Origin of the sequence: Pedobacter sp. KACC 23697 (assembly GCF_045348445.1) — a bacterium.
GTDB lineage: Bacteria > Bacteroidota > Bacteroidia > Sphingobacteriales > Sphingobacteriaceae > Pedobacter.
Genome location: NZ_CP157485.1, coordinates 587,497 through 609,304, shown reverse-complemented (window position 1 = coordinate 609,304; position 21,808 = coordinate 587,497). Strand labels below are relative to the sequence as shown.

General features: G+C 37.4%; 22 protein-coding genes. 9 read left to right on the top strand and 13 right to left on the bottom strand.

Going from position 1 to position 21,808, the window contains the following annotated elements:
• Positions 1-79 precede the first annotated feature (79 nt).
• From ABEG20_RS02420 to rpsT, 13 genes are all read right to left on the bottom strand, one after another.
• A complete protein-coding gene (locus ABEG20_RS02420; protein WP_406825818.1) occupies positions 80-2,896 on the bottom strand; it encodes a carboxypeptidase-like regulatory domain-containing protein in 2,817 nt (938 codons plus the stop codon).
• A 112-nt stretch (positions 2,897-3,008) separates the two neighbouring features.
• Positions 3,009-3,524 carry a DUF962 domain-containing protein gene (locus ABEG20_RS02415; RefSeq protein WP_406825817.1) on the bottom strand — a complete coding sequence of 172 codons (516 nt, stop codon included), beginning with the start codon at positions 3,522-3,524 and terminating at the stop codon, positions 3,009-3,011.
• 205 nt (positions 3,525-3,729) lie between these two features.
• Entirely contained in the window at positions 3,730-5,301 is a 1,572-nt protein-coding gene (rny, locus tag ABEG20_RS02410; RefSeq protein WP_406825816.1) for a ribonuclease Y, read from the bottom strand.
• Positions 5,302-5,564: 263 nt separating this feature from the next.
• Positions 5,565-5,855, bottom strand: a complete 291-nt coding sequence (locus tag ABEG20_RS02405; protein WP_406825815.1) for a cell division protein ZapA — start codon at positions 5,853-5,855, stop codon at positions 5,565-5,567.
• Between the two features lie 32 nt (positions 5,856-5,887).
• Complete coding sequence (locus ABEG20_RS02400; protein WP_205056582.1) at positions 5,888-6,178, bottom strand: hypothetical protein; 291 nt, start codon at positions 6,176-6,178, stop codon at positions 5,888-5,890.
• 31 nt (positions 6,179-6,209) lie between these two features.
• Positions 6,210-8,609: a phenylalanine--tRNA ligase subunit beta gene (gene pheT / locus ABEG20_RS02395; protein WP_406825814.1), complete on the bottom strand. Its 2,400-nt coding sequence runs from the start codon at positions 8,607-8,609 to the stop codon at positions 6,210-6,212.
• A 189-nt stretch (positions 8,610-8,798) separates the two neighbouring features.
• Positions 8,799-8,993, bottom strand: coding sequence for a hypothetical protein (locus tag ABEG20_RS02390; protein WP_406825813.1), 195 nt, complete (start codon positions 8,991-8,993; stop codon positions 8,799-8,801).
• A 14-nt stretch (positions 8,994-9,007) separates the two neighbouring features.
• Complete coding sequence (locus tag ABEG20_RS02385; protein WP_406825812.1) at positions 9,008-9,199, bottom strand: hypothetical protein; 192 nt, start codon at positions 9,197-9,199, stop codon at positions 9,008-9,010.
• 1 nt (position 9,200) lies between these two features.
• Entirely contained in the window at positions 9,201-10,595 is a 1,395-nt protein-coding gene (locus tag ABEG20_RS02380) for a radical SAM protein (protein ID WP_406825811.1), read from the bottom strand.
• Positions 10,596-10,600: 5 nt separating this feature from the next.
• The gene (locus ABEG20_RS02375; protein ID WP_406825810.1) at positions 10,601-11,365 is read right to left on the bottom strand and encodes a prolipoprotein diacylglyceryl transferase; all 765 of its coding nucleotides are present in this window, start codon (positions 11,363-11,365) and stop codon (positions 10,601-10,603) included.
• Complete coding sequence (locus ABEG20_RS02370; protein ID WP_406825809.1) at positions 11,366-12,205, bottom strand: endonuclease/exonuclease/phosphatase family protein; 840 nt, start codon at positions 12,203-12,205, stop codon at positions 11,366-11,368. It abuts the gene before it with no gap.
• 108 nt (positions 12,206-12,313) lie between these two features.
• On the bottom strand, positions 12,314-13,012 hold the full coding sequence (gene radC / locus ABEG20_RS02365) for a DNA repair protein RadC (RefSeq protein WP_406825808.1): 699 nt from the start codon (positions 13,010-13,012) through the stop codon (positions 12,314-12,316).
• 68 nt (positions 13,013-13,080) lie between these two features.
• Entirely contained in the window at positions 13,081-13,335 is a 255-nt protein-coding gene (rpsT, locus tag ABEG20_RS02360; RefSeq protein WP_029277289.1) for a 30S ribosomal protein S20, read from the bottom strand.
• A 241-nt stretch (positions 13,336-13,576) separates the two neighbouring features.
• Between rpsT and ABEG20_RS02355 the strand changes: the two genes are divergently transcribed.
• From ABEG20_RS02355 to ABEG20_RS02315, 9 genes are all read left to right on the top strand, one after another.
• On the top strand, positions 13,577-14,155 hold the full coding sequence (locus tag ABEG20_RS02355) for a phosphoribosylglycinamide formyltransferase (protein WP_265850381.1): 579 nt from the start codon (positions 13,577-13,579) through the stop codon (positions 14,153-14,155).
• Between the two features lie 613 nt (positions 14,156-14,768).
• The gene (locus tag ABEG20_RS02350; protein WP_406825807.1) at positions 14,769-15,068 is read left to right on the top strand and encodes a hypothetical protein; all 300 of its coding nucleotides are present in this window, start codon (positions 14,769-14,771) and stop codon (positions 15,066-15,068) included.
• Positions 15,069-15,220: 152 nt separating this feature from the next.
• On the top strand, positions 15,221-15,421 hold the full coding sequence (locus ABEG20_RS02345; protein WP_406825806.1) for a hypothetical protein: 201 nt from the start codon (positions 15,221-15,223) through the stop codon (positions 15,419-15,421).
• A gap of 36 nt (positions 15,422-15,457) precedes the next feature.
• Complete coding sequence (locus ABEG20_RS02340; RefSeq protein ID WP_406825805.1) at positions 15,458-15,655, top strand: hypothetical protein; 198 nt, start codon at positions 15,458-15,460, stop codon at positions 15,653-15,655.
• Positions 15,656-15,806: 151 nt separating this feature from the next.
• On the top strand, positions 15,807-16,739 hold the full coding sequence (gwsG, locus tag ABEG20_RS02335; RefSeq protein ID WP_406825804.1) for a grasp-with-spasm system ATP-grasp peptide maturase: 933 nt from the start codon (positions 15,807-15,809) through the stop codon (positions 16,737-16,739).
• Between the two features lie 97 nt (positions 16,740-16,836).
• The gene (locus ABEG20_RS02330) at positions 16,837-16,998 is read left to right on the top strand and encodes a hypothetical protein (protein ID WP_406825803.1); all 162 of its coding nucleotides are present in this window, start codon (positions 16,837-16,839) and stop codon (positions 16,996-16,998) included.
• Positions 16,995-18,077, top strand: coding sequence for a hypothetical protein (locus ABEG20_RS02325; protein WP_406825802.1), 1,083 nt, complete (start codon positions 16,995-16,997; stop codon positions 18,075-18,077). The genes ABEG20_RS02330 and ABEG20_RS02325 overlap by 4 nt, the downstream gene beginning before the upstream one ends.
• 1 nt (position 18,078) lies before the next feature.
• Positions 18,079-20,271, top strand: a complete 2,193-nt coding sequence (locus ABEG20_RS02320; protein ID WP_406825801.1) for a peptidase domain-containing ABC transporter — start codon at positions 18,079-18,081, stop codon at positions 20,269-20,271.
• Positions 20,261-21,565, top strand: a complete 1,305-nt coding sequence (locus ABEG20_RS02315; protein ID WP_406825800.1) for an HlyD family secretion protein — start codon at positions 20,261-20,263, stop codon at positions 21,563-21,565. The genes ABEG20_RS02320 and ABEG20_RS02315 overlap by 11 nt, the downstream gene beginning before the upstream one ends.
• The last annotated feature ends 243 nt before the right edge of the window (positions 21,566-21,808 follow it).

Here is a 21,808-nt window from a genome sequence, read left to right as displayed (position 1 = left end):
ATTTAGTTTTCCTATGTTTTTAATATATTAACCCAAGTTTAACATTGCATTAACCAGGGAGTAAAATCCTGGATGCTGATTAGAATGTGTAGCCAAGACCTAACGACACTCCAACGCCTCTTTTGTAGTCTTTAACTGTCAAGTCGTTTTCGTATATTTTAACTAAGCTTTTTTCGCCTAAATTGATTCTGTATGTAGGATTTAAGATATTTTCTACTCCAAATTTCAAATCCCATTTGCTAGAGATCTTATTGCTCCATATCAAGTCTAACTTTCCAAAAGGCTTTTCATAATAGTTATCTAAACCATTAGTACCTACTGCATAAATACGTTCGCCATAAATATTGTATGCTAGAGTGAAAGTACTTTTCCAGTTTTTACTGAAATTACTTTCGTGTTTGATATCAGCATTGATTAACCAAGGAGAGGCTCCTTGCAGCTTACGCGTATTGTCGTTACCGATTGCCGCAGTTTCTGCACTATTTCTTACCTTATCAATAGTCGTTTTCGTATACATTAATGAAGTATTGAAACCCAATGAGAAGTTAGATAGTGATTCGCTGAATCTAGAAAGCTGTAATAAAAATTCCAATTCAGCACCATATAAAATAGCTTTCTTAGAGTTATCATAGGTAATGGCCAAACCACCACTTCCTGCCGATTGTACAAATAAGCGCTCAATAGGATTTTTCAAATATTTGGCAAATCCTGTGATAGCAAACATCTCAGTATTTGATGGAAAAAGTTCATATTTCACATCTAAATTATAGTTTTGACTGTTTACTACATTAGGATTACCATTTTCTATGGTTGCATCTGGATTTACAAACTCCAGAGGGAAAGCCTCCATGATAACAGGTTTGGTTAAGGTTTTTGAAAGTGATAACCTTAAGTTTGTTTTTTCGGTAACCGAATATTTAAAATTTATAGCCGGTAAAATGTCCGTTCTTTTCTTAGTTACCCTTAAAAAAGGATCATCAAAGGTTCCCTGGTTTCTAAACCTGGTTATCCTTTCCGATTGTTCTACCCTTAATCCACCATTGATGTTGATTTTATCGCTCAAAACCAATGATAAATCGGCATAACCTGCATTAACACTTTCCTGCATGCGTGCAATATAGGTTGCACCTGTACCCTCGTAATAGGTAAAGCCGCCATTGGCAATCTGGCCGGCTAGTGTAGCATCAGGCTGATTGGTATTAAAGGTAGCGCTGTTAGAAGCCAGGTTCTGTGAAACTAAAAACCTGAAATTAGATTCGATCTTATTGAAAGAGCCGTTGTAACCTACAGTAAGTTTATGAGCTTTTGCAAGCTCTTCGTTTCCAAACTTCCAGTTATATTCTAACAAGCCAGATCCGAAAAAGTCGCCGTTAAAATCCATATATTGTCTAGTTATGCTATTGCCGGTATAACTAATTGAAGTCGTATTGTTATCAAGCATTGCACCTTTAAACGATTTTCTATCTGGAAGCTCATAACCTGTTTTTGAGTAAGACGCCCCTGCCCTTACACTATGTCTGTCATCTTCTGTTATTTTATAGTTGGCAAATACCTGCCCAGTAAAGAAATTAGTTTTTTGAAGTTGGTTTAAGCGAATAAATGAATTGTTGGCAGTAGCCTGACTATTGGTATAACCCAACTGATCTTGGATCATGGTTTCTGTTCCCTTTAAATAAAAAGCATTTAAATTCAAGTTCAACCTATTGGAACCATAATTAACCGCCCCTAATAAAGAGGAGTTGGTAGAAAACCTATATTTAGTGGTATACAAGTTATTATCGTAAATACCTTGTACGGTATTGAAGAAACGATCTACCCCTTCTCTGATTTGAAAATTGTTATCGGTATTAACAGAAACCAGATATTGTAAATAACGATTGTTTTCTAACCTGAATTTTTGTGTATGTAATATGCCGATATTTGTATTTAAAGGCGCATTTCCCTCTTCTACATCAAAGCCCGAACCGAATTTCGTATTAGCTTCGTCAGCCGTCATGGTATAAGAAGATGGTTTTTTACCGAAAACTTTTGGTAGATCACGACCGTTACTGGTAAAACCGAAGTAATCTCCAATTGAAGTCTCTCCCTCAGGTCTCAAGAATTTTCTAAAGCTGCTGTTAGAGATAAAGCTGGTACCAATATTAATTTTAGTTACGGCTTTTTCGCCTTTAGCCGTCACAATATTGAATGTACCTCCTGCAAAATCGCCATACAAGCCTGAGTTAAAGGTTTTGTAAGTTTCCAAAACACTTACAATGTCGGTGGGGAAAAGATCTAGTGGGATAATCTTTTTAAAGGGGTTATTCGACGGTACAGCCAAACCATTTATTAATAAATTATTGTACCGATCTTCCAAACCGCGCACAAATAAACCACGTCCATCAACTTTGGTAATGCCGGTAATCTTAGTCAATCCCTCTTCCACATCACTAACGCCCTTTCTCGATAATTCCTGAATACCAATACCCTGTTTTATTTCGATGGCATTTTTTTGAAGTGAAAGTAGTGCGGTTTCAGACTCTCTACTGGCCTGACCTTTAACCTGCACATCTGCCAATTTCTGAGAATTGGATTCTTCTAGTGTCAAGTTTAATGTAGTAGTTGCACCTCCGGTTACCTCTACTGCTGATACTTCTTTAGTAGCATACCCCACATAAGAAGCTTCTATTACAAATTTACCATCTTGTAATGCCGGAATAATATATTTACCATCAGCACCTGTTGAAGTACCTTTATTTGTACCTTTAATTTTAACCGTTACACCAATTAAGGTTTCTCCCGTTTTTTTATCGGTAACTGTTCCAGAAATTTTTCCAGTTTGGGCATACGAAAGTATGCTGATCGTCAAAGCGAACACAGTAAGTGCCGCTCTTTTAAAAGAGTTTAGTAATTCCAATTTGCCTTTATTTGATAAGGGCAAAGCTATTACCACAATGTTAATTCTAAATTAGGTGTTAATTAACATTGTTTTACTTTAAAGTTAAATAAATATTAACAAGTATTGCCAATCAGTAACGGATACCCACTTTTTTGCAAATAAAGTGCAACAACCAGATCGGGCCGATTAACAGGAATTTAACATCATCTAAAAATGACGGCTTTTTTCCTTCTATTTTATGGCCTATAAATTGCCCTACCCAGGCCGCTACAAATATCAAGGCATAAATGGTATAAGCGGTTCCGCTCCCTAAACCTACCGCCTGCTCAATTTTTACAATGATGTAACTCATTAGTCCCACTACCCAGATCATCATGAAGAACAATACTGGTGATAAAGTGAAATAATAGTACAGGCTAAAAGCTAAAAGAAATGAAGCCCAGTTAAAGAACCCATTATAACTGCCCAGAAAACTTAGATGGGGAAACGGAATTTGCCATACTAAACCCAATAAGCTGAACACAATTAATGGAACACAGATCCAGTGTACCAGTTTGTTGGTTGGATTTCGGTGACTTTCTGCGTATTTGTCAAATAGTACATCTACAGATCGCTTTGGTTCGATTTTAATGGTTTGCTTGCTCATTATGTAAAAATAAAAAAAGCGATGGAATATCCATCGCTTTATATTTTGTTTCCGCCAAGGTTTGTGTCTTCACAAACCTTTTGTTCATTCATTCGTGGGGACACGAACCGAGGCTAGTATAACTATTCACCGCGCTGATCCGATAGCTATCTGATTTAGTTCAGCATCCTAAGATCCTGAAACAAGTTCAGGATGACGATTTAATCTATTTTGCAAAGGCTACAGAACGGGTTTCCCTGATTACGGTTACCTTAATCTGGCCGGGATAAGTCATTTCAGTTTGGATCCGGGTTGAGATATCAGCCGCTAAAAGTTCTGCCTGCGCATCAGTAATGCGTTCGCTTTCTACAATTACACGTAATTCTCTACCAGCCTGAATGGCAAAAGTTTTTTCTACACCTGGATAAGATAAAGCGAGTTCCTCTAAGTCTTTCAAACGTTTAATATAACTTTCCACCACCTCACGACGAGCACCAGGACGGGCACCAGAAATGGCATCACAAGCCTGCACAATTGGCGAAATCATTGAAGTCATCTCAATTTCATCGTGGTGGGCGCCAATGGCGTTGCAAATTTCAGGGTGTTCTTTATACTTTTCGGCCAGTTGCATCCCTAAAATGGCGTGTGGCAATTCTGGATTATCGTCAGGCACTTTACCAATATCGTGTAACAAACCTGCGCGTTTAGCCATTTTAGCATTTAAGCCCAGTTCTGCAGCCATGGTAGCACAGAAATTAGCTACCTCACGTGAGTGATGTAAAAGGTTTTGTCCATATGATGAACGGTAACGCATACGGCCAACCATCCGGATCAACTCAGGATGCAGACCATGGATTCCTAAATCAATTACCGTGCGCTCCCCAATTTCTACAATCTCATCCTCGATCTGTTTTTTGGTTTTGGCTACAATTTCTTCAATACGCGCCGGGTGGATTCGGCCATCTGTTACCAAACGGTGTAAAGCCAAACGGGCTATTTCTCTTCTTACCGGGTCGAAACCGGATAAAATAATAGCTTCTGGTGTATCATCAACGATAATCTCAATACCGGTTGCCGCTTCTAAAGCACGGATATTTCTACCTTCCCTACCAATAACTCGACCTTTAATCTCGTCACTTTCAATATGGAAAATAGATACAGAATTTTCAATCGCAGCCTCGGTAGCGGTACGCTGAATGGTTTGGATTACCACTTTTTTAGCTTCTTTGCTCGCCGTTAATTTGGCTTCATCTACAATATCCTTCACCTGCATCATGGCCTGTGTACGGGCTTCCTGTTTCAAATTTTCTACCAATTGTTCTTTAGCTTCTTCAGCAGAAAGGCCAGCAATGGTTTCCAATTGTTTTAGATGTTGATTCTTAAGCACTTCAACCTCTTCCTGCTTTTTAATAGCAAGTTCAGTTTGTTTTTCGAGATTGCTTTTGTGCTTATCGAGTTCCTGTTCTTTTTTATTAAAGTTTTCCATACGCTGGTTGACCGATTGCTCTTTCTGCTTAATGGTATTTTCGCGCTGGTTAATGGTATTGTTTCTCGCACTAACCTCTTGTTCGTGCTCGGCTTTTAACTGTAAAAATTTCTCTTTTGCTTCTAAAAGTTTATTCTTTTTTAAAATCTCTGCATTATTTTCTGCGTCTTTTAAAATCTTTTTCACTTTGTTCTGTGCAGCAATTTCCTGCTGTTTAAGCAGGTTACGCAGGAGAAATCTTCCTATTACTACTCCGATAGCTATACCCGCTATTACGGCAAATACATATCCTAATATTTCAACTATTTCCATTTTGTTTTTTATGTAAAAAAAAACCGCAACTAATTTTTAAAGTCTCATACATTTTAAACCTCAACTAAGCATAATTAGGGTTTAAGCCATTTTCAGGTGCAATAGCAGATGAAATACGCCCTCTTAACCCTATAGATATTGAAGTGTTAAGTTTTATAAAATTTGAAACTCAAAAACTAGCTACGGCTATGTTTTTATGCTAAATATTGGCATCGCCTTAGCGCTGAAACAATTCAACGTTACGAATGCCGAAAGAACGAACCTTATTTTGAAAAGAAATTACTGAGTAAAACATCCAATTCTTCAACTTTATCGGCAACAGCAGTATCCTGGTTTTGTACTTTATTTTCTGTTCTTAATACAGCTGTTGCATAGTGCAGCACAGCCATAGAAAGAAGATCTTGCTTATCTCTAACCGCATAATTATCCTGATAATCTTTTATGCGTTCATTGATCATTTTCGCTGCCCGTCTCACAATTTCTTCCTCTTCCGTATTCACCTTTAGTGGATAAATACGGTCGGAAATGGTTATTTTAATCGAGATTTCTCCCATTTGTTAGCTTAGTTTCTGATTTCCTTGCATCATTATTTTTTCAATAATGCAATACTCTTATCAATCTCCCGCACAAAATCGTTAATTTTTTGTTTAATGTCAAGCGATTTTTCACTTGCCCCCTCTATACGTTTAGCCAATTTTGTAACCCTTAATTTTTCATCAAGTTCTACATTTTTACCTTTTGCCGTATCGAGTGCTACCTTTAACGATTGATTTTCAAGCTTTAATAAATCATTTTCTTCCTGTAGCGTATTACATAAGGCCAATACCTGGGCCGTTTTTTGTAATACTTTATCTAACTGATCTGCAACAGAAGCCATGAATTTATTTCTAAAAATACGAATTTATATTTTATTTCCTAATTTCTGCACCAGCTTGTGCCGTTAAATTCGCGATTAATTTCTGCATGGTATGCTCAATCTGCTTATCTGTCAAGGTTTGTTCTTCATCCTGCAAAATAAAATTCAGGGCATACGATTTTTTTCCCTCTGGCAATTTATCACCAACGTATACATCGAACACACCTACTTCCTTGATCAGCTTTTTATCAGTTTTAAATGCAATCCCTTTTAAGGTATCGAAAGTTACATTTTGATCAATCAATAAGGAAAGATCACGGCGAACCTGCGGGTATTTAGCAACATCTTTGTGCACGATTTTATTTTTTCTTACAATATCCAATAAAACAGCCCAATCGAAATCAGCATAAAATACTTCAGCATTTACATCAGCCACTTTACGATCGGCTTTTGAAACAGCACCGAAACTTACCAAAGTTTTATCTCCACGGAAATATTTAATTCCATAAGCAAAGTTTTCATCGTTCAAAACATCAGATTGATAACTTGTAATACCTAAACGAGATATAATGGCATCAACTGCTGATTTTAAATTATAAAAAGTTGCCGGTTTAGCATGGTGGTTCCATTGCTCACTTTGCCTGGCACCAGAAATCAACAATAATAACCTGGAGCGCTCCACGTACTTCTCGTTAATTAAATGATAGGTCTTACCAAATTCGTAAAACTTCACATCCGAATTCTTCCGGTTTTGATTGTATGCAACACTCTCTAAAGCCGGCATTAATAAATTCTGGCGCATTACATTTAAATCGCTGCTTAATGGATTTAAAATAAATACCGCTTCATCTAAATTTTTCGAATAGGCCGATTTAGTTAATGAATTACACATAATTTCTGCATAACCATTAGCGGCAAGCATATCTGCAATTACATTATGCGTATTTTCCTTTTCAGGCTTAATGCTGTAAGAAAGTGATGCATTTACCTTTGAAGGAATTTCGATATTGTTATAACCGTAAATACGCAATACTTCTTCTGTAATATCGCATTCGCGGGTTACATCTACTTTAAATGATGGTACCCTTAAAGCTAAAGTATCATCAGATGTATTGGTTGCAGAAATACCTAAAGCGGTAATAATGTGTTTAATTTCTGCCGAAGGAATATTTGCACCGATTAATTTGTTGATATTGGTATAACTTACCTCAAATTCGAACGGCTTGATGTGGCTTGGATAAATATCAGCAACCGGAGAAGAAATTTCGCCACCTGCCAATTCTTTAATTAACAGTGCAGCATACTTTAATGCCGTTACTGTAATCTCAGGGTCGGTACCACGCTCGTAACGGAAAGAAGCATCGGTTTTTAGGCTGTGCCTTTTTGAGGTTTTACGAACAGAAACGGAGTTGAAATAAGCGCTTTCCAGGAAAACATTCTGCGTGTGGGCATCAACCCCAGAAGATTTTCCGCCGAAAACCCCGGCAATACACATTGGCGCTTCAGCATTGCAGATCATTAGATCATCTGCACTTAACTTGCGCTCCACATCATCCAGGGTTACAAAAGGTGTTCCCTCGGCAACTTTCTTAACAATTACTTTTCCACCGGTAATTTTATCGGCATCAAAAGCATGTAAAGGTTGCCCCAAACCATGAAGCACATAATTGGTGATATCGACTACATTATTGATCGGACGTAAACCAATTACTTTTAATTTATCCTTTAACCACTCCGGAGATTCTTTTACGGTAACACCTGAGATGGTAACACTACTGTAACGTGGACAAGCGGCCAAATCTTCTACCTCAACAGGGATGACCAGATTTTCGTTATCTGTTTTGAATGCAGAAATATCAGGCATTTCATATTCACTCCTGAAATAAGCAGCTAAATCTCTCGCTACACCTAAATGCGAAGCTGCATCGGCACGGTTGGGTGTTAACCCAATTTCGAAAACAAAATCATCTTCCATTTTGAAATGATCTTTTGCACGGATCCCAACTTCGGTATCTTCAGCAAGGATCATAATTCCATCATGCGATTTGCCTAAACCAATTTCATCTTCGGCACAGATCATCCCCTGAGAAAGTTCACCCCTAATTTTTGATTCTTTGATTTTAAAAGATTCTCCCGCTAAAGGATATACTGTTGTACCCACTGTAGCGACTACAACTTTTTGGCCAGCGCCTACATTTGGCGCACCACAAACAATCTGCAGGTTTTCTTTTCCGCCAACATTTACTGTTGTAATACGCAAACGGTCGGCATTGGGATGCTGAACACAGGTTAATACTTCGCCGATAACCAAGCCCTCTAGACCACCCAAAACAGGTTGTACTTTTTCAACACTTTCTACTTCCAAACCAACATTGGTCAGGATTAACGAAAGTTCCTGAGGTGTTTTCTCAATCTGTACGAATTGTTTTAACCAGTTATATGATATTTTCATTTTGGAGTATCAAGTAGTGAGTGCCCGCTATCAAGACAAATCCCGAAGGACACTCTAATTTCATAAAACGCAAAGATATTATTTAAAGGTCAAAGGAGAAAGTTAAATAATTGAGATTTGAGATTCCAGATGTGAGATTTGAGACTTACGAAAGCTAAAAACTCCAGTTCAAACACACCATATAAATGACTAATTGCGAATATTCAGATTGGATAGAATGACCGCACATGCGCCTGCACCTATTACCACCATGATAATTGAGGCAATAACCAACTGAAGACCTGGTTTAACGGGCTGATTTTTGGCCGCTTTTATAATGATCTGAATGATGCCAATTACAAATAACACTACGACAATTAACCAATATACAATAAAAATTCCCATGATTTATGTTGAAATTAACTATTAGCGAGCAATACGGCACAGGCGCCAAAACCGATTACCGACATAACTACCGAAATAATAAGCAGTTTTAACCCGGGTTTTACCGGTTCGTTCCTGGATGATTTAATGATAATCTGAATAATCCCCACCACAAAAAGTACGATTGCAGTAAGACAATAGATCACAAATAAGCCAAATAACCCCATACTAGTTCATATTTAATTTTTCCCTGATCAGATCTATTTTATTATCGCGGTAAAAAATGTTCATGGTTTCGAAAGGTACCATTTTATATTTATCGCTTACAATGTGCACACATGATTTTTTGACTGCACGCACATCAAAATCAAGCGGATCCATAAAATTCATGATAATGATTCTAAATAAATTATCATAACTTAAACTATCTGATTTTACCCTGGGCAGGCAGCACATTAACTCGCCAAAGGTATCTTCGGCACAATCTACCGAAACACCTGTACTAAACAAGTTGAGCATGTGCGCTTTCAATTTTTCATCGTGTTCGAAAACGATGGTGTTTTTTGAATTGTTGAGCAAATCTTCGGGATTGATCAAATGCGTCATCGGGATCACCTCATCACCGATTTTTAAAGCATAAGCCATACACAATGCATCGGGATTGCAGGGTACAGGGATTAAATCCTGTGGGGTAAAGGTTGGGTATTGCTCATAAATCTTTCTGCGCACCTCGGTTAAGGTAATTCTCCCCTGCTGATCGTTATAATCATCATTTCTTCCGGCAACCTGTGTAGGCTGGAAAGTAACGCCGCGAACACATTTCTGCTTTAATGCATAATCTAAAATATCGCCTATTTCATGATCATTTAACCCATTTTGCAAGGTTACTACCAAAGTAGTAGATACATTAAACTGATTTAAATGATCGATAGCTTTTCTTCGCACTTCGGTAAGGTCTTCGCCCCTTAGCTTTGTTAATACTTCGGGACTGAAACTGTCAAACTGCAGGTAGATTTCAAAATCAGGCATATAGCTGGCCAATTTCTCTACAAACTTAATATCCTTGGCAATCCTGATGCCATTGGTATTCACCATTAAGTGTTTAATGGGTTTGGTTTTGGCAAGATCTAAAATCTTAAAAAACTCAGGATGTACGGTTGGTTCGCCACCTGAAAGCTGAACCACATCAGGCTCACCTTCGTTAGCCACTACCACATCCATCATGCGCTCTATTTCCTGCAGCGTACGGTGCCGGCCATAACTTGGCGACGACATGGCGTAACAAGTCGGACAGGCCAGATTGCAACGATCAGTAACCTCTATTACCGTTAAACACGAATGCTGTTCATGATCCGTACACAAGCCACAATCGTAGGGGCAACCGTAATGCACCTTGGTATTAAACTTCAGTGGCATTTCCGATTGTTTATTATAATTTCTGATCTGTTTATAATACTCCACATCATCGGCAATCATTACTTTACTATCCCCGTGCGTTCTACAGTTTTTCAACATAAACACTTTAGCATCCTGAAAAACAATTTTTGCATCGCAAAGCTGTAAACATTCCGGACAAAGGCTCTTGGTATAATCGTAGTATGTATAATCTCTGGTATTGGCCATAATGTTTACTTTTTAACAGCAATCTGTTTAGAAATCCTGATGATGAATCTATAATAATAGATAAAAATAAACAATGCAGACCAATGAATACTGCTTAAATTTAAAAATAGTGACTGGTAAGGCTTAATAAATTCGATTAAAAAGCGGAACAGGAAATACAATACCATAAATAATTTAAAGCGGTCGCCATTAATCAGCTCTTGATTTTTCAGGCTGTTAAACAGAAAAATCAAAAGCACAAGGTAAACTATTTCGTAAAGCATAACAGGATGCCGGATTACACCATCGCCGAGGTCCATACCCATAAAAAAATGGGTGGGAATGCCATAGGTAGGTTCATCAATTCCCATAGAGAAGCAGCCGATGCGTCCGATAATCAGTGCCACTAAAATGGGGATTACGTAAATATCCCCGGAGGCTACCTTCACACCAATTATCTTTTTTATTAATTCAACGCCAAACAATCCCCCAAGCAAGCCACCAACAATGGTTTTACTTTGATATAAAACTGCAAAAGTTAAGTGACTGATCACCTCCGGAGTTTCGAGTACCGCTATGGCCCGCGAGCCTATCAATGCGCCCAACATGGCTCCCAGCATAATCCACAGCCTGTTTTGGTCAGAAATCTGATCTACTATGCCTTTTTTATAATAGTAATAAACCCTGACACCGATTATAAATGCCAGGGTTTCGAAAATATAATGATAATGGTATCGGGTACCATAAAATTCGAACTGAAATGGAAAGATTGACAGGATTTTTAGCAGCATTTATGGAAAGAAAAGTCTACAAAAAACTGGCAGGTGATCAGAATAATACCTTTTGTCCTTACTATCTGTTAAAACGGCAAACTTTTGCACCTTAAAACCCTTATTTACAAAAACATAGTCGATCCGGTCTTTCAGATCGCTATCGAAATGAAAACCATTAAAAGTACCTGCAGGACCATACGGTGGTTCTACCGAAACCTCTTTAGCATCGGTCAGGAAAGATTTAATGGTTGCAATCGCTTCTGTTTCAGGTGTTAAGTTTAAATCGCCGGTAAAAACAACAGGTAATGCTGGTGCAATCTGCTGTATTTTCTGTTTCAACAATTTGGCCGATTCAATCCTGGCCTGAACCCCGATATGATCATAATGGGTATTAAAAACGATAAATTCTTTTTGGTTCAGTTTATCGTACAGTTTAACCCAGCTACATACGCGGTTAAGCGCAGCGTCCCATCCTTTTGAAGGCACATCGGGTGTTTGAGACAGCCAGAATGTTCCACCATCTTTTTTGGTAAATCGGTCTTTATCGAAATAAACAGCCGAAAATTCTCCTTTTCGTTTTCCATCATCACGACCCACGCCTACCACATCGAAATTAGAATTTTCGAGCAGGGCATCAAATTGCTCGGGCAAAGCTTCCTGTACGCAAAGAATATCGGCATCGTGAAATTTCACTAAAGCTTTTACATTATCTTTTCGGTTTGGCCAGGCATTAACACCATCTGATGCTACATTTAAGCGGATGTTATACGTAATAATATTAATTGGAACAGCTTTTTTCTGAGCGAAAGCCATAATCGTTAATAAAAGGAAAACAGGGATGATTTTTAAAGTCGTCATAAATATAATTTCACTATTTAATTTAATACTGGTTGGCCAGTAACACCTAATGTTAAGCCGCTATTATACTAATTTAACGTTAATTATACTTTAACCTCCGGATATCTTTTAAATTAAATCTTCATCTCTGTAACTATAATAGCGGTTGTTGGCAAAAATCACATGATCAACAACATAAAGACTGAGCAAATTACCTGAAGCCACCATATCCCGGGTCAATTTATCGTCACTCTCGCTAGGCTTTAGAGTTCCAGAAGGGTGATTATGCGCCAATACAATATTTGCCGCATTGTTTTCCAAAGCCGTTTTAAAGATAATTTTCGGGTCGGCTACCGTACCTGCCTGCCCACCTTTACTGATCAAAAATTTACCGATTACCCGGTTAGACCTGTTTAGCAGTAATATCCAGAACTCTTCGTGATTAAGATTAGCAAAGGTTTGATGTAAATATTTATACACATCTTTAGAAGTATTTACATGCGTAATCACCTCCTCTGCAGTTTCCTTTCGTCGCAAGCCCAACTCCAAAGCCGCAATAATGGTTAATGCTTTGGCTTCTCCGATCCCTTTAAACCTCGAAAGATCCAGAATAGAAGCTTTTCCAAGTTTTGTTAAATTGTTATCGTAAAAAGATAAAATCCTTTTACTTAAATCTACGGCAGTTTCGTTTTTGTTGCCCGAACCAATTAAAATAGCAATCAGTTCGGCATCGGTTAAATGTCGTCTGCCGTGCAATAAAAGTTTTTCACGGGGCCGGTCTTCTTCAGCCCATAACTTTATACCTAACTTCTGTTCGTAGTTTTCCATTTTTTAAGATAAAAAAAGGCATCCAAACTCATCGTTGGGATGCCTTCCTAATATCGTAAAAAAATGGCTTATTTTAAACCGTTAACGAATTTCGTTAATTTTGATTTGTTATTTGCCGCTTTATTTTTGTGGATGATGTTCTTTTTAGCTAAACGATCTAACATAGAGATTACTTTAGGCAATAAATCTGATGCAGATTTTTTATCTTCTGCAGCACGTAATCTTTTAATAAAGGTACGCGTAGTTTTTGCCTGATATCTGTTACGTAAACGTTTTGTTGCGTTTGCTCTAATTCTTTTTAATGAAGATTTATGATTTGCCATTTCTATTTAGCCTTTTATTTTTCTTATTCGTTTCCTATAATTCGGGTTGCAAATATAGGATTAATGTTTTTAAATTACAAAACACTTTTAACTTTTTTTTAATTAAAACTTAACCCTATTTTCGAACAGTAAAAATAAGTTAAAATTATTCATTCATAATACTTTATCATAATTGAATAAAAATTTCTTTCCATGGAGAAAACAGGCTTAAAAATACTATTTTTGGGCAAAACGATTTTGAGTGAAAAAAAGAATAGCCATCTTTGCATCAGGTTCTGGCTCTAATGCCCAAAAGCTGATGGAGCATTTTAAGCGGAGTAATGAAATAGAAATATCTTTGGTATTGACCAACAATGCCGATGCCTATGTATTACAGAGAGCCGATAATTTCGAAATTCCCACTCATATTTTTGATCGAAATGAGTTCTACCAAACCGATGAGGTGGTCGATCTGCTAAAAAATCTTGAAATTGATTTTATTGTACTGGCTGGCTTCCTTTGGCTGATCCCTAAAAACCTGATCCATGCTTATCCGGGCAGAATTGTAAATATCCACCCGGCAATCCTTCCGAAATTTGGAGGAAAGGGCATGTATGGCGACCATGTACATCAGGCGGTTATGGCTGCAGGCGAAGCCGAAGGCGGAATTACCATTCATTATGTGAATGAAAATTATGATGAAGGTGAATACATTTATCAGGCCCGCTACAGGATAGACAAAAATGATAACCTGGAAATGGTAAAATTTAAGGGACAGCAGCTTGAACACCAGCATTATCCACGAATAGTAGAAAGCCTGGTCAAAAAAATCAGTAAATAGCCACTTAAGCTAAACCGCTAAAACAGTGCAAGGCCGGGAATAAAAATCCACCATGCATATTTCGATTTATACATCAATAAAGGGCAGCCATAAACTATGCTCTCCCATTCGGGCAGGTTCCTCCCCTTATTTTGTACCCTTTTTATTTGCTGGCAAGCATAATTTTAATTTGCAACTAAAATTAATGGGCAACGGTTGCTTTTTAGTCGGTTAATTTAAAATCCGATTTGCTCGCCATTCGCATTTAAAAAAAATCAAACTTTTCTTTAAAGTAAATCCTATTGCACCGTCCACACAAGACCAGCGTGAGCATCGGCCGTTTGATCGTTTTTTTAACCGGGAGAACACCTGGTTAGTCTCTAAAATAATCTCAAACGGTTACATAATGATTACCCCCCCTCTGCCTAACCAAATAAAATCCAACTCAGATGAACCATAGCCATTTTGATGTTTAGCGCTTTTATACAAAACATTAACGAATGTAGACTCAATCATCCCGTATATCAATTCTCTCTTGTATCGGTATTCTTTTTTAGGGAAGTTTAAATATGGTTAAGCAATAACGCGTGCTTGCTTCTCCATATCGCGAAATGAAATTGGTTACTATAATATATTGTTTGTAGACGTACAAATCATAGTTATAAAAGCCAATTATCAAAAGCCCAAACGCCAGGGTAAGGTGGCGAGTTTACCTAATCAAATTTTCATTATGAAAACAAACAAAAGCTTATTCGAAAAAAGGATTGAATTAAAAGATTGCCAAATAAACGGCGGCAAACTTGGCATTAGTAACCAAACTTCTGTAGCAGAAACAGGAACAAGAGATAACCCCGACACCTGCACAGACATTGGCTTTGACCAACCTGGATCTGGTTCACCTATTGTCTACGACCCTATTTTAACAGGGAAGTAATGCTTTTTTATTAAACTTTTAAGAAACGGCAGTCTTAAGTATGAGTGAAGCAGGCGATCATGCGAAAGCGATCAGTCTTATATATAAGGTTGCAAGATTTTAAAAGTTTTTGATCGAATGAATAATGAAGTATAAAATCTAATCAGAAAAACATGAAAAACAGCAACAAATTGTTCGAGAAGCAAATCGAACTAAAGGATAGTCAAATCAGTGGCGGACGTGCATCGGCTGAGACTTACCAAAATGTAAACCACACCTATACAAATGAGCATGGCTGTACGGTGACACATTCACAAGTAGTGACAGACAAGAAGCAATTGGTTGAAGAATGCTTTTTCTCAAATTGCCCATAGTAGCTATCCGTTAAACCATGATTTAATTTACAGAACATGAAAAACAGCAAAAAGTTATTGGAAAAGAAAATAGCGCTAAACAGCTGCCAGGTTAATGGTGGACGTGCTATGGGAACCACAGCATTGTGCACTCAATACACCTATGGTGATCATTGTGCAGATAAAACCACAACAATGTATAACGACCAGGGCCAGACAATGGGTTATCCGGCTTCTTCCTCTTGGCAAACTTAATTAACCAGTTCCATTAACCATCGGGCATTATAAGCTCGATGGTTTTGTTAAACCTCATGTTAATTTTAAAGCAGGGTAGCCTGCACAGCTAAAAAATAACAAATATATAAGTGGCCTAACAGGTTTACTTTAAATGATAACATCGAGTAACGTGATATTAATATTCTCCATTAACAACGATTATTCTACCAGTGCTGTAATTAGCTGGCTTATCAGGCTCAATAAGCCCTTTATCCGAATCAACGAAGATACCTTGGTGGAGCTTCTTTGGCTCAACGCTTTAGATTTTGCAATCATGGTGAACGGGGAAACAGTTTTAGGCAGCCAGATTACCAAATTGTGGTACCGCAGGGGCGGATTGGACCTCTTTGCCAAATTTAAAAACGATTTAATTAAAAATTACCTGCGCACGGAGCATACCGCACTTATTGAATATTTCTATCACAGGCTAGATAAAATACCTTCTGTCAATAAATTCAGAAACAGCGATATCAATAAGTTATATTTAATGGATTTATGCCAGCAATGCGGCATTTTAGCGCCTCAATATCTGGTTACCGGTTGCAAAAAAGAACTCACTAATTTTTTCGAGCAACATAAGCACATTATTTCTAAGCCCATTAGCACGCCTTTTTCCTTACAAGATGATGAAGGATTCTCGCACATGGCCTATACCTCAATGGTTAACCGCGAAGATATTGATGCACTCCCAGAGCAATTTGTCCCCACTTTTTTTCAGTGCGCCATTTCGAAGGCTTATGAGATCAGGGCTTTTTACCTGAATGGTAAATTTTATGCCATGGCCATCTTCTCTCAGAACAATAGCAATACGAGTGTAGATTTCAGAAATTACGATAGAGAGAAGCCAAACAGGGTTGCGCCTTTCACCTTCGAAAAAACATATGAACTAAAGCTAAAAAAAATGTTTGATGCATACGGCCTGAACTGTGCGTCGTTTGATGTGATTTACGCTGGCGATGATGCTAAATATTATTTTTTAGACTTAAACCCGGTTGGTCAATTTGGGATGGTATCGGCTCCGTGTAATTACAATTTAGAGAAAGAAATTGCAATGGCACTTTAAGTTCTCAAATGCGAAAAAATGGCAGTCTGAAAACTCTATTTAAACAATAAAAAATTGGAATGCACTTGCACTTACACTAACCATATCAATAAAACCAATGAAAAAAATAAAAGATCTGATCGCTACCGGACAAGCGCCATTGCACATCAAATCACTGATAAAAAAGCCAAAACCAACTTACCTTGTTAAAACAAGGGCATCTAAAATCTACCAGACCAATAGCCTGCAGCTTGATCTATATTTTAAATCTCCTATATGATTAAATCATACCTCAGAAACCAGCTTTGCATACCGGTAAGTGGTTATAACAGAGCCATAATTTATGATTTGGGCCGTAAAGACTATTATTTTATTTCCAATGCACATTACCATATTTTAAACACCGATGGCCTTATTAATTTTGACCTGATCTCCGATCCAGCTGAACGCAGCGAACTCATCAGTTATCTTTTAAATTTAGAGATCATTTTTGAGGTAGCATCTGCTCAGGAAGAGAAAAGATTTCCCAAAATGTCTAAAGCATTACATCAGGTTAACGAACTCACCCATGCTGTAATACATGTTAATGCCAGCAACAATTTTATTCATTTTATACATCAGACCCACCTTCAAAACCTAAGCATCATTTCACCCCGATTAGATGATGATGTTATCCAAATGATTAGGTCATTTGCTCATCTGGAAATTGACAGTATCTACCTTTATATCGAAATATTTGATGCAGAAAGCTTTGACCAATATGAGCGGGAACTGGCTGGGCAGACTGCCCTATTTTCAGTTAATTTTTATGGCTTAGATAGGCCGAAAACCAAACTGAAAGATAACATTTATTATAATTTTTTTACTGAAAGTTTTGAGGATTACCAGAAGCTGCTAACCATAGATAAGTTATTTGTAAACCAGGATTTTTTTCTAGAGGCTTATAACAAACATACTTACTACAATGGCAAAATTTATATAGACCAAAGTGGCAATATTAAAAATGGGCTAAATAACAGCAAAAGTTTTGGCAACGTTAATTTAATGGGTTATAATGAATTTCATCAAACCATCAGTAGCAAACTATTTTTGGAGCTTGGCAATATCCGCAAGGAAGAAACCCTGGTTTGCCAACACTGCGAATTTAGATACATGTGTACTGATGTACGTATACCTGAAAAGGGAGCTGCATACTGGTTTCATCGTCTTGAATGCGTTTATAATCCTTATATCTCCAAATGGAACAATGAAGAAGGTTATCTGACACTAAAACAATCTGGTATTACGGTTTCTGCATCAGGTTGTATAATCGACAAGAATAAATTATCCGAAACCTTTAATAAAATCTGGGCAGAATAAAATGAAAAAATTCCCTTTTTATAAACAACCAGATGCAAAAGACTGTGGCCCTACGTGCTTACGTATTATAGCTAAACACTATAATAAAAGTATTCCGCTTCAGCATTTAAGAACACTTACGGAAACCACCAGAGAAGGAAGTGGCCTGCAGGGGCTTAGCAATGCGGCAGAAAATTTAGGTTTTAGAACCTTAGGGGTTAAAATAGATTTTAAAACCCTGGTTGCAGATGCGCCTTTACCTTGCATTGTACATTGGAACAAAAACCATTATGTGGTGGTTTATAAAATTGATAAAGCCGAAAAAGTTTATATTTCAGACCCTAGCTATGGCTTAATTACCTATACAAAAGAGGAATTTATTAAACATTGGATCGGGGGAAATGCGACCGAACAAACCGAAGAAGGTATTGCACTTGTTTTAGAAACCAGTCCTTCATTCTACCAGGATGATTTTGATGAGGAAGAAAAAAAGACAAGTTTCACTTTTCTATCGCGATATTTATTAAAATATAAATCTCTTGTCATTCAGCTTGCCTTTGGCTTACTTGCCGGAAGTTTGCTATCGCTAATTTTCCCGTTTCTTACCCAAAGTGTGGTAGATGTAGGCATACAAAATCAGGATATTAATTTTATTTATCTGGTTTTATTGGCGCAGGTGATGCTTTTTACAGGCAAAATGGGCATTGACATTATCCGTAGCTGGATTTTATTGCATCTTTCAACCAGAATAAACATCTCTATCGTTTCCGATTTTTTTATCAAATTAATGAAGCTCCCCATCAGTTTCTTTGATACCAGAATGACGGGAGACATTATGCAACGCATAAACGATCACCACAGAATAGAACAATTACTCACAAGCTCTTCGCTGAATACCTTATTCTCTATGGTTAATTTGATCATTTTTAGTATGGTATTGCTGATGTATGATTATCGCCTGTTCGCGGTTTATCTAATTGGCGCCGTCCTTTACGTGGCATGGATTACCTTCTTCCTTAAAAAAAGAAAAGAACTGGACTACAAAATGTTCTCACAGGTTTCGCAAGAACAAAGCACCGTAATCGAGCTTATTAATGGCATGCAGGAAATAAAAATGCATAATGCAGAGAAGCAAAAGAGATGGGGATGGGAATTTTTACAGGTAAAGTTGTTTAAAATCAGGATAAAAGCACTTTCTTTAGAGCAGTGGCAATCTGTTGGTGGTGGCTTTATCAACCAGATTAAAGATATTTTGGTTAGTTTCCTCTCGGCAAAACTGGTACTTGATGGGCATCTTACATTAGGGATGATGCTTTCCGTGCAGTATATTATCGGTCAATTAAATAGTCCCTTATTACAATTGGTAGATTTTATCAGACAAACTCAGGATGCCAAAATATCTTTGGAGAGACTTGGCGAAATTCATGATAAAACGGATGAGGAAAGTATTGATGGACAATATATAACCGAAATCCCACAAAAAGATATTGCGCTAAATCATGTATCTTTTAGATATGTTGGCTCAGATGCATTCGTTTTTCAAGATTTGAACCTGGTTATCCCCTATCAAAAAACCACTGCAATTGTTGGTGCCAGCGGCAGTGGAAAAACTACGTTGTTAAAACTACTGACCAAATTCTACGAACCTGAAAAAGGTGATGTTCTGATTGGCGGTACCGACCTCAAGAGTATATCACCCGGCCATTGGCGGAAACATTGTGGTGTAGTGATGCAGGAAAGTTATGTATTTAATGATACCATTGCCAATAATATTGCCATTGGCGAAGATATTATAGATAAACAAAAACTCAGAAAAGCAGTGGAAATTGCAAATGTTCAGGATTTCATTGAAGATTTACCTTTAAGCTATAATACTAAAATAGGCAACGAGGGCATTGGCATGAGCGGCGGCCAAAAACAAAGATTGTTTATTGCCAGGGCAGTTTACAAAACCCCTGAATATATCTTCTTTGATGAAGCTACAAGTGCCTTGGATGCAAACAATGAAAAAGTCATTATCGAAAACTTAGCACAGTTTTTTAAGGGTAAAACTGCAGTGGTTATTGCACATCGGTTATCAACGGTGAAACATGCCGATAAGATTATAGTACTGGATAAAGGAATTGTGGTAGAGGAAGGCAACCATAACCAACTGGTAGCAAAAAAGGGTGAATACTACAGATTAATTAAAAATCAGCTCGAACTTGGAAACTAAAAAAGATAAACTAGATGAGATACAGCTTCGTTCTGAAGCTGTTCAGGATGTATTATCCAATCCTCCCCACTGGATGTTCCGCTGGGGCAATGCCATTATTTTGGGTATCCTACTCATGATTTTGCTCATGAGTTACTTCATCAAGTATCCGGAATTTGTACCTGCTACCATTGTAGTAACTTCTCAAAACCCACCAGAAAAGCTTGAAGCCAGAATAGATTCCAAACTGGAAAAAATCTTGATAAAAGATCATGAACAGGTTCATAAAAATCAGGTTTTGATGGTATTGCAGTCAACCGCAAACTATGAAGACATTTTACAACTGATCAACATCATTGATTCAACAGCTCCGGCCCGGATGGCTCACTTTCCTGTAACTAAGGTATCAACATTTAAATTGGGTGAGCTACAGAGCGATTACAATAATTTCGCAAAGGCATTTCAGGATGAAAAATTGTTTGCTTCACTTAAGCCCTATGCACCAGAAAACAAAGCTACTGAGCAAAATATCACAGCCAATATAAATAGGGAACTTGCGCTAAAAAACCAAAAAAAACTGGAGCTGACCAAATTTGAGCTGATTAAGAAAAATTATCAGCGGACCGTGCAGCTCGTGAATCAAAAAGTAATCTCTACCGCCGAATTTGAAAATGAGAAGATTAAATTTATACAAGCCGAACAAAGCTTACAGAACATAGAAATTTCCCTGTCGCAAACCCAGGAGGCCATTGCAAACCTTAATAAAACCAGAAGTGGGATCAATATTAATCATGAGAAAGACAAAAGTAATTTTGCTTTGCAAACCTTACAATTATTCGAACAATTGAAAAAGGCTTTAAGGCAATGGCAGCAAAATTATTTAATCATTTCCTCAACAGATGGTATCGCAAGTTTCCAGCAATTTTGGGGTGAAAATCAATTTTTAAAACGGGGTGATGCGGTATTAACCATACTTCCGGATAATAAAAAGGCACTCATTGGCAGGTTACTTGTTCCCGCAACCAATTCAGGAAAAATAGCACGTGGCGAAAAGGTACTGATCAAACTGGATAATTATCGTTTTCAGGAATATGGTATTTTAGAAGGTAGTGTGCAAAATATTTCCTTCACCCCAGATGAAAAGGGAAACTACTATGTAGATGTGAATTTACCCAAAGGATTAACCACTTCGTATCATAAAACCCTTACTTTTGACAAAGAATTAAAAGGCAACGCAGAAATTGTAACCCAGGATTTAAGGTTAATAGAACGGTTTTTATACCAGATTAGAAAATTATTGGGATACCAAAGTTAGCGTAGAAATTTTGATCTGATTAAAAAGAAAAGCATAACTGGTCAATTCGATTTAACTTAGGCAATGAATTTTCAATAAAACAATAGCTGTTATTTTAAAAAAAATATCGCGAAATGGCTCACTTCTCTATGCAGTAGCAACGGCTCCAATAACATCCTGAAAAAACCGAAACAACTATCACAAACCTTATTCTTTTTTTGCCCATCTAACATAATAAAAAAGCCATACGATTTTACTACCTTT